This is a genomic window from Streptomyces sp. NPDC048331 (assembly GCF_043201215.1).
Taxonomy (GTDB): domain Bacteria; phylum Actinomycetota; class Actinomycetes; order Streptomycetales; family Streptomycetaceae; genus Streptomyces.
In genome coordinates this window covers 1-14,191 of sequence record NZ_JBICYT010000036.1, presented here as the reverse complement: position 1 = coordinate 14,191, position 14,191 = coordinate 1, and the positions used below count along the sequence as shown (strand labels likewise).

Sequence of the window (14,191 nt, the reverse complement as noted above, 5' to 3'; positions counted from 1 at the left end):
GTCCTCGGCAGGCGCCTCCCCGGGGGTCTTGTCCCGGTTCTGGTCGCGCTCCTTGCCCGCGTCCTGACCGGGCTCCTTGTCCCGCTGCTTGCCGGGCTCCTTGCCGGGCTCCTTGTCCCGCTGCTTGCCGGGCTCCTTGCCGGGCTCCTTGTCCCGCTGCTTGCCGGGGTCCTCGGCAGGCGCCTCCCCGGGGGTCTTGTCCCGGTTCTGGTCGCGCTCCTTGCCCGCGTCCTGACCGGGCTCCTTGTCCCGCTGCTTGCCGGGCTCCTTGCCGGGGTCCTCGGCAGGCGCCTCCCCGGGGGTCTTGTCCCGGTTCTGGTCACGCTGCTCGACCGTGTCCGGTCCGGGCTTCCTGTCGGGTTTCCGGCCCGGTTCCTTCTCGCGGTTCTCACCCGACTCCTTGTCCGGCGCCTTCTCGGGGGTCTTGCCCGGGTCCGTGTCGGGATCCCGGCCCGGCGCCGTCTTCGGTCCCTCGTCCGGGTCCTTGTCCGGCTTCCGGTCCGAGGGCGAGGCCGGTTCCTTCCCGGGGGCCCGTTCCGGGGCATCGCCCGGGGTTCGGTTCGGGGGCGTGCCGGAGGGCGGCCGGCCCGATCCCTGGTGGGCCGCCGGCAGGACCGGGTAGGCGGAGCCGGCGGGCTGGCCCTTCGGGGGCGGTACCGCGCGGTCGTGCCGGCCCTGCGCCGCCCCGCTCGGACGCTCGTACCATCCCCTGCCCTCCTGGTCGAAGACCGTGACGGTCTTCACCGGCTCGGCGGCGGGCTTGACCGCGACGAGGCCGGAGGAGCGGAACGAGGACCACTTCGCGCCGCTGTACGTCTGCCTGCCCCGGACCGCGACGGGCGGGTCCAGGGGGTTGCCGCAGGCGCAGCGGACCCGGGGCACGCCCTGGGCGTCGACCAGCACGGAGGTGCCGGCCTGCAGGACCGCCTGATAGCTGGTGGGTGCGCCGTCGCGGTATCCGTGGTTGGTGACCCTGGTGTCCCAACCGAGCCGGACGGGCGTCAGTGAGCGCAGGTACGAGGGGACCTCGGGCTGCCGGACGTTCAGCGAGGCGGCGAACGCCCTGCCCTTGTCCGGGTGCTGCGTGAGGAACCGGATCTGTTTCTCGACGTCGCAGGCGGCCACGTTGCGTGTTCCGCCGTAGAGCCCCGGATAGCCGCCGTCGACCTCGAGCGTGCGGGTCCCGTCCGTACCGCCGGTGGTGCCGGTGGTGCCCTTGGCGTTCGTGGCGTCCTTCGTGTTCGCGCCCGGGTTCATGGGCATGGCGTTGGCGACGCTCTCGGCCTGTGTGGCCGTCGAGGGGGTGAACGGGTCGGGCCCGGCCTCCGGGGCGGCCTGGAGGAAGACCTCACCGCCCGCCGCGGTGTTCCCGCCGAGCACGGTGAAGCTGAGAACCACCGCCGAGACCACGGCCACCGCCGTACCCGCGCTCAGCAGGACCCTGCGTGAGCGCTGTCCGCGTACCCGGCCACCGCCGTCCGTCGGCGGCGGCGGGAACCCGCCGGACGGGGCCGGGAGGGGCCCCGACGGGGGCCCCGAGGGCGGCGGAGGGCCTGGTGGGGGCGGCGGGGGCGGGGGCGGTGGCTCCGGATGCGCGCCCCGGCCGGACAGGGGGCCGGGCGGCGGGCCGGTGGGATGCTCGGAGGAGGGGGGCAGGGAATTCACGACGCTCGCCCCCCGGCACAGGGCAGTGGGTGACCGGTGGTGACTCGCATGCGCTCACTCCTTCCGAACCGTCGACACCTCCACATCCCGGAGGTGGGACCTGGAGATCTGGAAACGCCCCGGCGGGAACCGTCCACAACGCGTGCGTCCATCTCCCGAGTAAGCCCCTCTCCCCCGCACCACGTCATGCCGCGACCTTTCGGGACTTGACAGAGCCCCCCGCACGGGCGGGGGGCCGTTCCTCGGCCTGTCGTCGGGGTCACGTCCGGGCGGTCCGGGCCGGCGGGGGTGTCGGCGCGCGGACCGGGCTTCCGGCCGCCGTCACGGCGTGACGCGGAGGCGAGCCGGTCCGGGTACGGCGTGCCCCGGAGCCGTCGTCCGGGACGGGCGGGGTGGCGGGCGGCGGCGGGTCGGACCGGTGTGCGAGCGTGTGCGTGCGGGCGGGCGTGCGTGCGTGCGGGGGGATCGTGTCGTCGGGTGGTGGAGGGGGTCGGTGGCAGTGGTGGGTGACGGTCGGGTCGGTGGGAAGTTCCGGAAGACGCGGGTGACATGACATGGATCTGTTGCTGACGCCGCCGGTCGCGGCGGGGCCGGTGCGTCTGGGAAGTACGTACGAGGAGGTGCTGGTGGCGGTCCGGCCGTGGGGTGAGCCCCGGGTGCTCGGGCCGACCTCGCGCAGGGCGCGTCGGCTCATGTGTGATGCCGACGGGGTGGGTTGCACGGTCTTCTTCGATGCGCGTGATCGTGTGACGGCCGTGGAACTGTGGTGGCCCGGTGAGGGCCGGCGCAGCACCACGCGGGTCCTGTTGGAGGGGTGTGAGGTGTTCACGAGCCCGGCCGACGGTGTCCTCGCGGGGCTGCGTGGGCGCGGGTGGACCGTGGACGCCGCGGATCCGCAGGAGGTGGTGGTGCCGGGTGTCTCGCTGGGCTTCACCCGCCGGACCTCCCAGGAGGTACCGCGTGACGGGCAGGGCCTGCCGCTGTGCTTCACCTCGGTCCTCGTCGCGGGCCCGGAGTACTACGACTTCCGCTCCCGGCGGTAGGCGTGGGGGTGGTCGGGTGTCGTTCGCGGCCGGCTTCCGCACGGTTTCGTCCATCGTGCATTTATCGCGTGTCGGCATGATCGACGGGATCGACCGTCCACCTGTACGACCGACATGACGGAGTGTTTCTCTTGACCACCGACCTCAGGCGTGGGGCGGGGACCGGACCACGGATGTTATCGGCGCTGATCGCGGTCCTGTGCGCCGTCGTCGGCGCCACCGCGTCGGGTGCGGCCCCGGCGGCGGCCGCCGACGGGCGTCACCCGATCTACGCCGTCGCGCACCGCGTCGACACCCTGGACGGCGTGGACGCCGCGCTGCGACACGGTGCCAACAGCATCGAGATCGACGTCTGTGCGTGGTGGAACCCCGACGAATGGCGGGCCTACCACGACTGTTCCTCGGCCGGGGACAACCGGCTGGGCCCCGGTTTCGACAGCATGATCGACCGTATTCTCTCCCACGCCGGTTCGGGGCGTCGGCTGTCGATGGTCTGGTTGGACATCAAGGACCCGAGCTACTGCGGGGAGCGGGAGAACCGCGGGTGCAGCGTCGCCGGGCTCCGCGACAAGGCGCAGCGGCTGACGGCCGCGGGGATCCAGGTGCTGTACGGGTTCTACGAGTACCACGGCGGCGACATCCCGGACGTCGGGGGCAGGGGTTGGAAGAGTCCGGAGGGGCGGCTCGGCGCGTCGGAGGGGATCACGACGACCGGGACCCGTGACCGGGTCCAGGGTGCGTTCGACCGGTCCGGTTCCGGTTTCCCGGCCGGTCGTCGGGTGATGGACTACGGCGACAGCGACATCACCAAGGGGTTCGGGAACTGCACGGAGGCCACGTACTACACGTGCGCGGAGCTGAGGAAGGGCGCCGCGGACCGTGATGCCGGACGGCTCGCGGCGACGTTGTCGTGGACGACCACCTACAACGATCCGTGGTACGTCGACAAGCTGTTGGGCGAGGGGCGGGTGGACGGCATCATCGCGGGCTACGGGGCCTTCACGGGGGTGCGTGAGTACGACGGCGGTCGGGAGTGCGCCGACTCCGTCGCTCTCGTCCGTGACTGGGTGGACCGGCACAGCGGCACGCATCGCATGGCCGTTCCGGGTGACCGCCTGTTCCGGTAGGCCCCGGATCCGGCGACCGGTGACCGGTGGCCGGTGGCCGGTGGTCGGTTCCCCTCCGCCGTGCGACGGGAGGGCGTGACGCCCGGCCGCCGGCGTCGTTGAACCGGTAGGTCAGCGAAGTGCACGAAGGCCCCGGGTCGATGTCGGGGCCTTCGTGGTGTCCGCCGGTGCGCGGCCGTGGAATCCGACCCCGCCCGACCGCCCCGTGGGCCCTTGTCCCGGGGGTGGTGGGGGTGGTGGGGGTCGGTGGGGTCATCCGGTCCGGAGCGCGGCCAGTCGTTGTGCGAAGGGCACCACCGTGAGGCCGTTCGCGGGATCCGTGGAGGTGATCGCCCCGGTCGGGGAACGGGGTGCGAGCGCCGCGGCGGTGTCGACGTCGGGGGCGGTGTCCGGGGAGGTGTCCCCGGTGGTGTCCCGGGTGGTGGGGCGGGTGGCGGCCATGGAGCGGGCGAGTTCGGTGCCCGCGCGGGTGATCCTCTGCGCCAGGCCTTGTGCGCCCCAGTCCTCGGAGGCCGCGTACACGGCGGTGGGTACGACGGGTGCGCGCAGGTGGGTGAAGAGCGGGCGCATGGCGTGTTCGGTGACCAGGCCGTGTCGGGCGGTGCCGCCGGTCGCGCCGACGAGGACCGGTGTGCCGGTGAGGGCGTCCTTGTCGATGAGGTCGAAGAACGACTTGAACAGGCCGCTGTAGGAGGCCGCGAAGACCGGTGTCACGGCGATCAGGCCGTCCGCGGCCGCCACGGCGTCGAGTGCGGCGGCCAGTCGGGCGGGCGGGAACCCGGTGACGAGGTGTCGGGCGATCTCGGTGGCGAGTTCGCGTAGTTCGACGGTCCCGGGTTCGGCGTCGAGGTGATCGAGGTGATCGAGGTGATCGAGGGTCGCGGCGGTGAGTCGGTCGGCGAGCAGGCGTGTGGAGGAGGGTGAGCTCAGTCCCGCGGAGACGACGAGGAGTTTCATGCCCGCGTCTCCCGCGTCTCCCGCGTCTCCCGCGTCCCGTGCTGCTGCGGGGTGGTGCGGCGGGCGGCCGCGACGCGGGCCGGGTGGGTCGGCGCGTCCGGTACGCCGGCGGGGCGCAGGTTCGCGAACTCCTTGCGCAGGACGGGTACGACCTCCTCGCCGAGCAGGTCGAGCTGTTCCAGGACGGTCTTCAGGGGCAGGCCCGCGTGGTCCATCAGGAAGAGTTGGCGTTGGTAGTCGCCGGCGTGGTCGCGGAAGGACAGGGTGCGTTCGACGACCTGTTGGGGCGAGCCGACGGTCAGCGGGGTCTGTGCGGTGAACTCCTCCAGGGAGGGGCCGTGGCCGTAGACGGGTGCGTTGTCGAAGTAGGGGCGGAACTCGCGGACGGCGTCCTGGGAGTTCTTGCGCATGAACACCTGGCCGCCGAGTCCGACGATCGCCTGTTCGGGGGTGCCGTGGCCGTAGTGGGCGTAGCGCTCGCGGTAGAGGTCGATCATCTGTCGGGTGTGGGAGGGCGGCCAGAAGATGTTGTTGTGGAAGAAGCCGTCGCCGTAGTAGGCGGCCTGTTCGGCGATCTCCGGGGAGCGGATGGAGCCGTGCCAGACGAAGGGTGCGACGCCGTCGAGGGGGCGGGGGGTGGAGGTGAAGGACTGCAGCGGGGTGCGGAACCTGCCCTTCCAGGTGACGGTTTCCTCGTCCCACAGGCGGCGCAGCAGGGCGTAGTTCTCGACGGCGAGGTCGATGCCGTCGCGGATGTCCTTGCCGAACCAGGGGTAGACCGGTCCGGTGTTGCCGCGGCCCGTCATCAGGTCGACGCGGCCGTCGGCGACGTGCTGGAGCATCGCGAAGTCCTCGGCGATCTTCACCGGGTCGTTGGTGGTGATCAGGGTCGTGGCGGTGGACAGGATCAGGTTCTCGGTGCGTGCGGCGATGTGGCCGAGCATCGTGGTCGGTGAGGAGGGGACGAACGGCGGGTTGTGGTGCTCGCCGGTGGCGAAGACGTCGAGGCCGACCTCCTCGGCCTTCTGCGCGATGGTGAGCATCGCCTTGATGCGTTCGTGCTCGCCGGGCACGCGTCCGGTCGTCGGGTCGGCCGTGAGGTCACCGACGGTGAAGATCCCGAACTGCATGGGTTCCCCATCCCCTTCCAAGATTGTTGATTGTTCAACCATACCGGGGAACCGGGGGTGCGCCCGGGGTATTCCCGGGCCGGGCGGGGCGGGAGAGGACGGGCCCGCCCCCGCCCGGGAAGCGGGGGCGGGGGCGGGGGGCACCGGGTCCGGGTGGTGCGTGCGGGGCGGGTGGGTGCGGGGCGGGTGGGGGTCAGCCCTGGCAGACGCCGCGGGCGTGGTCGTACGTCGCGGTGGCCCGGGAGTAGCGCCACTGCGGGTCCAGCAGGTCGCTCTCGAGCTGTGCGGCCGCGGCCGGGCTCTCGACGACGTACCCGAAGTCCTGGAGCCAGGACGGGTACAGGTTCTTGGAGCCGATGTAGAAGGCGGCCCCGTCGACCGAGACCAGCTTGTGGTGCTGGGCGTAGGGCTTGCCGTCCGCCCAGGTGGGCCGGTCCGAGGCGCGGAACGTGGCCAGTTGGAGGTTCTCGCACAGGGCCGTGCGCGCCCGGCCCGTGTCACCGGTCAGGGCCGTCAGGCGGCCGCGCAGGGCGTCGCTCACCTCGGAGAGGGACTTGATCTGCGAGTAGCCGCCGCTGCCGATCGTGCCGCGGTTGGCCGGGTCGCTCACCACGATACGAACCTTCACGCCGGAGACGAGCTTCGCGGCGAGGGTGTCGTAGAGGCGGACGTCGTAGCGGGGCAGCGGCGGGCAGGTGGCGTGGACGTCCTGCTGGGAGATCTCGATGTGCGAGGTCGCGCCGGCGACCAGGGCGCGCAGGGCGCTCTCCTCCGGGTTGACGGTGTCGTAGTCCCGGTCCGCGTTGGTGCGGTCCGCCACCCCGATGCCGCACCGGGTGTCGCCGGCGGTGGGCAGGACCGGGCGGAAGAAGGAGGTGGGGTCGCTTCCGCGGATGCCGACGCCGAGGCCGCCGACGGCGAGGACGGGCACGTCCCCGCCGCCCGTCGGGGCGGCCGGTCGGGGCAGGGAGGGCATGCAGTCGGCGCCGGGGGAGGCGGCGAACCAGACCGAGGCCCAGTTGCCCCTGTTGCGGCAGGTCCAGTCCCACAGGGTGTCCAGGTAGCGGCCGGCGGAGCCCGCGGCCGGTCCGGTCAGCGCGAGGTCGACGTCGCTCACCGGGTGCGAGGTCTCCAGGTAGTCGCCCTTCCAGCTGTTGACGCCGCCGGTGATCACCGAGGTGCCGTCCACGACGACCAGCTTGGAGTGGTTCCAGGAGAACGCGGTCCTGGAGGTGGTCATCGAGGCCACGTTGAGGGTGATGTTCCCCGCGGCGGCCGGTCCCAGCTTCGCGAGGAGCTCGTCGCGGTAGGACGAGGGGATCACCGTGGAGTGGTAGATCGGCGCGGCGCCGACCAGGACGCGGACCTTGAGCCGGTTGCCCCTGCCCGCGGACTCCTTCAGGCCCGCGACGATCGCGTCCTGGTAGCCGCCGTCGGGGAAGGGCGCCAGCGTGGATATGTCCACCGTGTCCCGGGCGGCGGCGATGTCCTGGCGCATCTTCTCCAGGAGGCGGCGGGATCCGGGCCGGTCGGCGCAGGTGGCGTCGCCCCAGCAACCGGGGGTCTGGAGCAGCCAGTCGGCCCCCCCGGGGACGGAGGAGGCGAGCCGGTTGCCGGCGGTGCGCTCCCACACCGAGCCCTCCAGGCCCGGCGAGACCTGACGCAGGGTCCGCTCGACCGCGTCCAGGTGGGGGGTGGGGGCGTCGGCGGCGGACGCGGGGGCGGCGGCGCCCAGGAGGGAGAGGCCGAGCGCGAGGGCCGTGGTGGGGACGAGGGCCGTCGTACGGACGGTGCGGCGTGCCAATGTGGTTCCTTGACTGGGGGGTGGCTCCGGCCGGGAGCGTGGTCGACCACACCCCGACCTTGATCAACTCCCGTAAGTTACCAGCACGTAGCCTTCTGTTCGCCCGCCTCGGACGAGTTCCGGCCACACGAGGGCCGGGCCACCCGCCGGCCGCAGGGAGCGGGAACCGCCGGAGGCCGAAGGCGAGCGGGAGCCGCCGGGCGGGGCCGGGAGCCGTCGGCCGCGGCCGGGAGCCGCCGGCCGGGACCGGGACCGGGAGCCGCCGGCCGGGACCGGGAGCCGCGCCGGGCGGGGGCGAGCGGGAGCCGCCGGCCGGGACCGGGAACCGTCGGCCCGGGGCGAACACCCCCTCGGGGTGGGGGCCCGTGACTCCCGGGACGCATCGCGCCACCCACGCAACGGCGACCCGGTGCTCCGCCCAGGTCGTCCCGTTCGGATCTGTCGGACGAGCCCGGGTCGTCCGGTGCGGTGTCTCTCCCCCGGCCACCGCCGGGAGGGGCACCCGGGCGGAGGGGCGCCCGTGTGTACCGGACGTATCCGGGTGCCCCGACGACCTGGGGGTCCCCCCCCCGGACGGAGTCCGGGGGGACGAGGTGCCGTGCCGGGCGGGCCGGGCCGTGCCGGGCCGGGCGGGCCGGGCCGGATCCGGAAGAGACGTCCCCGCACCGAACGGGCCGGTGCGCGCGGCCGGTTCGGGCGAGGGGCCGCGGGCACGCGGTGGCGCGGGCTCCGCCCGCTCGCGCGAGATCCGCCGATCGTCGGCGGGCCGGTGGCGCGGCCCTTGCCCGTGACGGACCCCGCCACGGCGGCCCGGGGGCCTCCTGTGCGGGTGCCGCGCACGGGCCGGGGCCTGCGGGACGACGACCGCACGACCACCGCAGGGCCCCCGGACCGGGCCGAGGCGGGGACGGGCGCCGAACCCGACGCCCCGGCCGGGGCCCCCCGTCGCGTGCCGGGGCGATCGGCTCCTCGTGGACCTGTGGCCGTGGCCGACGGGCGGCCACGACGGGAGGGCGCGCCCGGGAGCCGATCGGGAGGGTGTGCCGGTGCGCCACCGAGCCGCGGGTGCGGGCCCGTACCGGGCGGCGGCCGCCGGCACACCGTGCGATCACCGTGCGGGGCGGGTGGGCGGGTGGGCGGGTGGGCGTTCCTCAGGAGGCGGCCAGGGCCTCCAACGCGGGGACCGTCTCGGCGGGGGTCGGCAGGGCCGCGTTCTCCGCGCGCAGGCGGCCGGCCGCCTCACGCAGGGTCGCGTCGGCGGTGAGGCGGGCCAGGAGCGGGGCGTCGACGTCGTCGGAGGCGCAGCGCAGGGCGGCGCCGGTGGCGGTGAGCGCGTCGGCGTTGGTGAAGTGGTCGGCGCCCTGGGGCAGCAGGAGCTGGGGCAGGCCGGCCTGCAGGGCGGTGAGCAGGGTGCCGGAGCCGCCGTGGTGGATCAGCGCGTCGCAGGTGGTCAGCAGTTCGGCGAGCGGGACCCAGGGCAGCGGGCGGACGTTGTCCGGGAGGGTGCCCAGGGGGGCGAGGTCCGCGTCGCCGACGGCGAGGAGGAACTCGGTGTCCACCGACGCGGCGGCCTCGATCAGGCCGACGATGGCGCGGACGCCGTCCAGCTCGGTCAGTACGGTGCCCAGGGTGACGGCGACCCGCGGACGGTCGCCGCGCCGGAGCAGTGCGGCGGGGACGGTGCCGCCCCCGTTGTAGGGGAGGTAGCGCACGCGCAGGCCGCCGGCGTCGCCGCCGAGCGAGGCGGGGACGATGTTCAGCGCGGTGGGCTCGGCCGGGCCTTCCACCCCGTACCTCTCGTACGCCTCGGTGAAGTCGGCGGCGAGCCGGGCGACCATGTCCAGGCCGGAGGTGACGCCGAAGTTGTGGACCACCGACGGGATCTCGAGTGCGGCGGCGACCAGCGGGGCCGCGGCCTGGAAGGAGTCGTGGACCAGCAGGTCGGGACGCCAGCTGTCGGCGGTCTCCAGCAGACCCTCCACGGTGGGACGGGAGACGAGCGCGAAGCCGTGGGCCGCCCGGTCGAGGATCTGGTCCGTGGTCATGTCCGGTGCGACATAGCGCACTTCCTCGTCCGAGAGCTCCTCGAAGACGTCCATGACGGTACGGCCGTCGCCGATCTCCACGATCGGGAAACCGGCCTCGCGCAGCGGGCCGAGCGGCTGCGAACCCGCGAACAGCACCTCGTGACCGGCGGCACGTAAGGCCTGCGCGGTCGGGACCATCGGGAAGAGATGGCCGGCCGCGGCCGGTCCGGTGAAGAGTATGCGCACGGGTTTCTCCTTGCCGTCGGTCTGTCGGTCGGGCCGGGCCACGTGCGGGGCGGCCCGTCCCCTCCGATGAACCGACAAACGCACACGCCACGTTCCCCCAGGAGGATCGATAATCGGACGTTCTGGTACGCGGCCGGCCGGACGGCAGCCCACGTGCGGCGGCCCACGTGCGGCGGCCGTGCCCGGAGGGCGTGCGCGGGGCCTCGTGCGGGGCCGCGGGGGCTGTGTGCGGGGGCCGGACCGGACGTCGGGGCCGGGAGCCGGTCCGTGGGGCGGGTCGGTGTGGCGGTCCGTGGGGCGGGTCCGGGGGCGGGTCCGGGGGCCGGTCCGTGGGGCAGGTCGGTGAGGCGGGTCGGTGAGGCGGTCCGTGGGGCGGGTCCGGGGGCCGGTCCGTGGGGCGGGTCCGGGGGCCGGTCCGTGGGGCAGGTCGGTGACGCGGGTCGGTGAGGCGGTCCGTGGGGCGGGTCCGGGGGCCGGTCCGTGGGGCAGGTCGGTGAGGCGGGTCGGTGAGGCGGTCCGTGGGGCGGGTCCGGGCGTCGGGTCCGGGCGTCGGGTCCGGGGGCCGGTCCGAACGTCGGGTCCGGGGGCGGGTCGTGGGGCGGGGCCGGGCGTCGGGTCCGGGGGGCGGGTCCGGGGGGCGGGTCCGGGGGGCGGGTCCGGGGGGCGGGTCCGGGGGGCGGGTCCGGGGGGCGGGTCCGGGGGGCGGGTCCGGGGGGCGGCACCGATACGATCCGGGGACGGGCGGGGCCGTAGCGCAGAGGTCGACGCGCGCGGTCTCCAACACCGCGAGGACGCCGGTTCGATTCCGGTCGGCTCCGCCCTCCCCCGGCGCGTGCCGGTCCCCCCGGGGCTCCGCCCCTGTCAGGATGGGTGCCGTGACCGAATCTCGTGCGTGGGCGGCCCCGTGGTGCCGCGGTGACGGGTCCCGCCTCTCCCTGTGGTCCAAGGACTCGGTGCTCTCGATCGGCTCGGTCGGCTCGGTCCTGTCGATCGGCTCGGTCGGCTCGGTGCTCTCGATCGGCTCCGTGGGCTGCGCGCTCTGCGTCGTGTCCCTCGGATCCTGCCTGTCGGCGCTCTCCACCGCCTCCTGGCTCAGCACCGGCTCGCTGCTGTCCGCGCGCTCGCACCGGTCGGTGCTGTCCTGGCGTGCACGCGACGGCTTCATGACGGCCCGCGCCACCACCGGACCCACCACCGGGATCGCCACGGCCGGGCTCACGTGCGTCGGGCCGGTCTCCGTCGGGCCGGCCGTCGCCGGGATCGCCGTCGCCGGGGCGGCCGTCGCGGGGATCGCCGTCGCCGGGGCGGCCGTCGCGGGGTTCGTGCTGCGCATCGGTGGACGTCGCGGCCGCTGAGGGACGTCCCCTCAGGGCGTGCATGCGTGCGGGGTGGCCGTACGGGAACGCCCGATCGGAGGTCCGGCCGAGCGTGAGCGTGCGTGCGGGGCGGCGCCCCCTGGTCACGGCGCCCGGCGCCCGGCGCCCGGTGCACAAGACCGCCCGGCCGGGGTGTCCTTCGACAGGTGATCTTGACCGATCGACAGGTGAGTTCGACCGCTGGGCCCAAGGAGACAGCTCGCCTGCGGGATCGGTGTCGGCGGTCCCTGCGAGCATATGGATCATGAAGCGATCCGACGATCTCCTGGCAGGGCTGGACGACATCGACTGGGCGGCCCTGGGGCACGCCTACGGCAGCGCCGAGGACGTGCCCGGCCGGCTCCGGACGGTGTGCGGGCTGGACGAGGAGGCCCGGGAGAGCGCCTTCCGCAGCCTGTTCGGCAACATCTTCCACCAGGGCACCCGGTACTCGGCCTCCCCGTACGCCGTGCCGTTCCTCACCCGAATCGCTGTCGCGGGACCGGTCGGCGCCCGGGCCGACGCACTGCTGCTGCTGACCCGTCTGGCCATTGGTTGGCACAACGAGTACGACCTCCCGCTCGGCATCGACACCGCCGCGTGGCGCGCCGCAGCCATCAGCCCCGAAGAGAATCTGCGCCGGTACGACGAGCAGATCGCCGCCGAGACCGACGAGGAACGGCTGAAGAACCTGTGCGAGGGACGGGCGTACTGTGCGGCGGGGCACCCCGTCGACGCCCGCGAGGGCGCACTGCGCTCCTACGACGCGGTCCGCGCCCAGCTTCGCGTCCTGCTCGAACTGCTCGACGACCAGGACCCGGAGATCCGCACCAGGACCGCCTACCTCCTCGGCTGGTTCCCCGAGGAGGCCGACGCCACCCTGCTCCCATTGCTGGCCTGCCTCGACGGCGAGCGGGACCCGGTCCGCGTCGCCACGGTCCTCGTCTCGGTCGGGCTGATCGCCGACCACGACCCGGACGGCCGACTCCGGCACCACCTCGACCACGAGCACCCCTTGCCGCGCTGGGCCGCCGCCACCGCCCTGGCCCGCTTGCTGGTGGCGCACCCGGCCGCCGCGCCCGACCTGCCGCCGGCGAAGCGCATCGCCACCGAGCTGGCGGCCTTCGGCGCCGGGCCGGCCCCCGAGACCGCCACCGCCCACCACGCGGGCGACCTGCACAGCTACACCGTCCGCAGCCTGCTGCACCTGATGGGCGCCGCCGAGGACCCGGACGGGGTCCTCCTGGAGATCGTCCGCGCCCTGCCTCGTATCGAGGAGACCGCAGTCGTGCCCCGCCCGCCGGCGGTCCGCGCCGGGAACCTGCTGGAAGCCCTGTTCGACCCCGCGGACACCGTAGCGGTGTTCGCCGAGCTCTCCCCCGGGCGCCGGGAGTTGCTGACGGTCCTGGCCGAGCTGCTGACCGCCGCGGACTTCCAGCCCGTGCCGTTCGGCTCCGACCTCCACGAACGGTTCACCCGGTACGGCCTCCCCGGTACCCGCCCCGCCCTACGCGCCTACGTCGGACTGTCCACCGAGGGCGAGGACCCGAGCGCTCCCCTTCCCGACCCCTGGGCACCGTTCCGCAACCACTGATCCCACCGCCCCTCACCGAGCACCGGCCGCCGGCCGAGATCGGGTGACAGAAACCGAGCAGCGGTCGAACTCACCTGGCGAACGATCAAGATCACTTGAGGGCACGGGGGTCCGGCCGGGCGCAAACATGCGCGTGCGCGCGTGACGGCGTCCCCGGCCACAGTCCGGCCGGAAGCCCCGCCGGAAGCCCCGCCGAACGTAGGGCGTGCACGCGTGCATGCGTGCGGAGCGGCGCCGCCGGTCGAGCCCGGGAACCGGAGAACCGCCCGGCCGAAGATCCGGCCGAGCGTGAGCGTGCGTGCTGCGTGCTGCGTGCTGCGTGCTGCGTGCGGGGCGGGTACCCGGTCACGGTCCCGGGAACGCGAGAACCCCTGCCCCGACCCCGGAAACCCGGCCGAACACCAGCATGCGGGCGTGGTGGGACCTGCGCGCCCACGACCGCGGGAACACGAGAACACCCCGCCGAAGATCCCGCCGGACGTAGGCACGCGTACCGGCCCGCCCGGCGGCGACCCCGGTCACGGTCCCCGCCGCAAGCCCCGCCGAACGAAGGACGTGCACGCGTGCGGGCCGGCGCCCCCCACGTCACGGCGCCCGGTACGAGAACGCCCGATCGGAGGCCCGGCCGAGCGTGAGCGTGCATACGTGCGAGCCGGAGCCCCCTGGCCAGCCCCGACACCCGAGAACGCCCGGCCGCCCGTCCGGCCGAGCAGGTACGTGCATGCGGGGCGCGCACTCGGTCACGAGCCCACGAACCGGAGAACACCCGGCCGAAGACCCCGCCGAACGGAAACGTGCATACGTGCGGGACGGCGCCCCCCCTGCTCACGGCGCCCGGTACACGCACACACCCGGCCGAACGCCCGGCCCAGCGCGTGCGAGCGTGCGTGCGGAGTGGCGCCCCCCTGCTCACGGCGCCCGGTACACGCGAACACCCGGCCGAAAGCCCGGCCGGGCCCGTGCGTGCGGGGCGACGCCCCCGTGCTCACAGGCCGACGCCCGCTACGCGCGCACACCCGGCCGAAGATCCCGCCGGGCGTGCGCGTGCACGCGTGCGTGCGGCGGGTGCCCGGTCACGGTCCCGGGAACGCGAGAACACCCGGCCGAAGATCCCGCCGGGCGTGCGCGTGCACGCGTGCGTGCGGCGGGTGCCCGGTCACGGTCCCGGGAACGCGAGAACACCCGGCCGAAGATCCCGCCGGGCGTGCGCGTGCACGCGTGCGTGCGGCGGGTGCCCGGTCAC

At 74.4% G+C, this 14,191-nt stretch carries 8 protein-coding genes, 1 tRNA gene and 1 pseudogene; 5 read left to right on the top strand and 5 right to left on the bottom strand.

Annotated elements, in window-relative coordinates; translation table 11 throughout:
• Positions 1–1,410: DUF6777 domain-containing protein (locus tag ACGFYY_RS33985; RefSeq protein WP_393715363.1), on the bottom strand; the 1,410-nt coding region annotated here is incomplete at its 3' end.
• Between the two features lie 809 nt (positions 1,411–2,219).
• Here ACGFYY_RS33985 and ACGFYY_RS33980 point away from each other — a divergent pair.
• Positions 2,220–2,708 (top strand): hypothetical protein, encoded by a 489-nt coding sequence (locus ACGFYY_RS33980; protein ID WP_393715361.1) that lies wholly within the window; start codon positions 2,220–2,222, stop codon positions 2,706–2,708.
• Positions 2,709–2,881: 173 nt separating this feature from the next.
• Entirely contained in the window at positions 2,882–3,835 is a 954-nt protein-coding gene (locus ACGFYY_RS33975; RefSeq protein WP_393715359.1) for a phospholipase, read from the top strand.
• 252 nt (positions 3,836–4,087) lie between these two features.
• Here ACGFYY_RS33975 and ACGFYY_RS33970 read toward each other — a convergent pair whose 3' ends face one another.
• The 4 genes from ACGFYY_RS33970 to ACGFYY_RS33955 form a co-directional block, all read right to left on the bottom strand.
• Positions 4,088–4,792, bottom strand: coding sequence for a CE1759 family FMN reductase (locus ACGFYY_RS33970; RefSeq protein ID WP_393715357.1), 705 nt, complete (start codon positions 4,790–4,792; stop codon positions 4,088–4,090).
• Positions 4,789–5,922 carry an LLM class flavin-dependent oxidoreductase gene (locus tag ACGFYY_RS33965; protein ID WP_393715355.1) on the bottom strand — a complete coding sequence of 378 codons (1,134 nt, stop codon included), beginning with the start codon at positions 5,920–5,922 and terminating at the stop codon, positions 4,789–4,791. The genes ACGFYY_RS33970 and ACGFYY_RS33965 overlap by 4 nt, the downstream gene beginning before the upstream one ends.
• Before the next feature lie 193 nt (positions 5,923–6,115).
• Complete coding sequence (locus ACGFYY_RS33960) at positions 6,116–7,726, bottom strand: phospholipase (protein ID WP_393715353.1); 1,611 nt, start codon at positions 7,724–7,726, stop codon at positions 6,116–6,118.
• A 1,151-nt stretch (positions 7,727–8,877) separates the two neighbouring features.
• The gene (locus ACGFYY_RS33955) at positions 8,878–9,999 is read right to left on the bottom strand and encodes a glycosyltransferase (RefSeq protein ID WP_393715351.1); all 1,122 of its coding nucleotides are present in this window, start codon (positions 9,997–9,999) and stop codon (positions 8,878–8,880) included.
• A 743-nt stretch (positions 10,000–10,742) separates the two neighbouring features.
• On the opposite strand from ACGFYY_RS33955, the gene ACGFYY_RS33950 reads away from it, so the two are divergent.
• From ACGFYY_RS33950 to ACGFYY_RS33940, 3 genes and pseudogenes are all read left to right on the top strand, one after another.
• Positions 10,743–10,817: transfer RNA gene (locus ACGFYY_RS33950), tRNA-Trp, on the top strand.
• Between the two features lie 48 nt (positions 10,818–10,865).
• Positions 10,866–11,183, top strand: a pseudogene (locus ACGFYY_RS33945) (hypothetical protein); the annotation flags it as partial.
• A gap of 436 nt (positions 11,184–11,619) precedes the next feature.
• Positions 11,620–12,948, top strand: a complete 1,329-nt coding sequence (locus ACGFYY_RS33940) for a hypothetical protein (protein ID WP_393715349.1) — start codon at positions 11,620–11,622, stop codon at positions 12,946–12,948.
• Positions 12,949–14,191 lie beyond the last annotated feature (1,243 nt).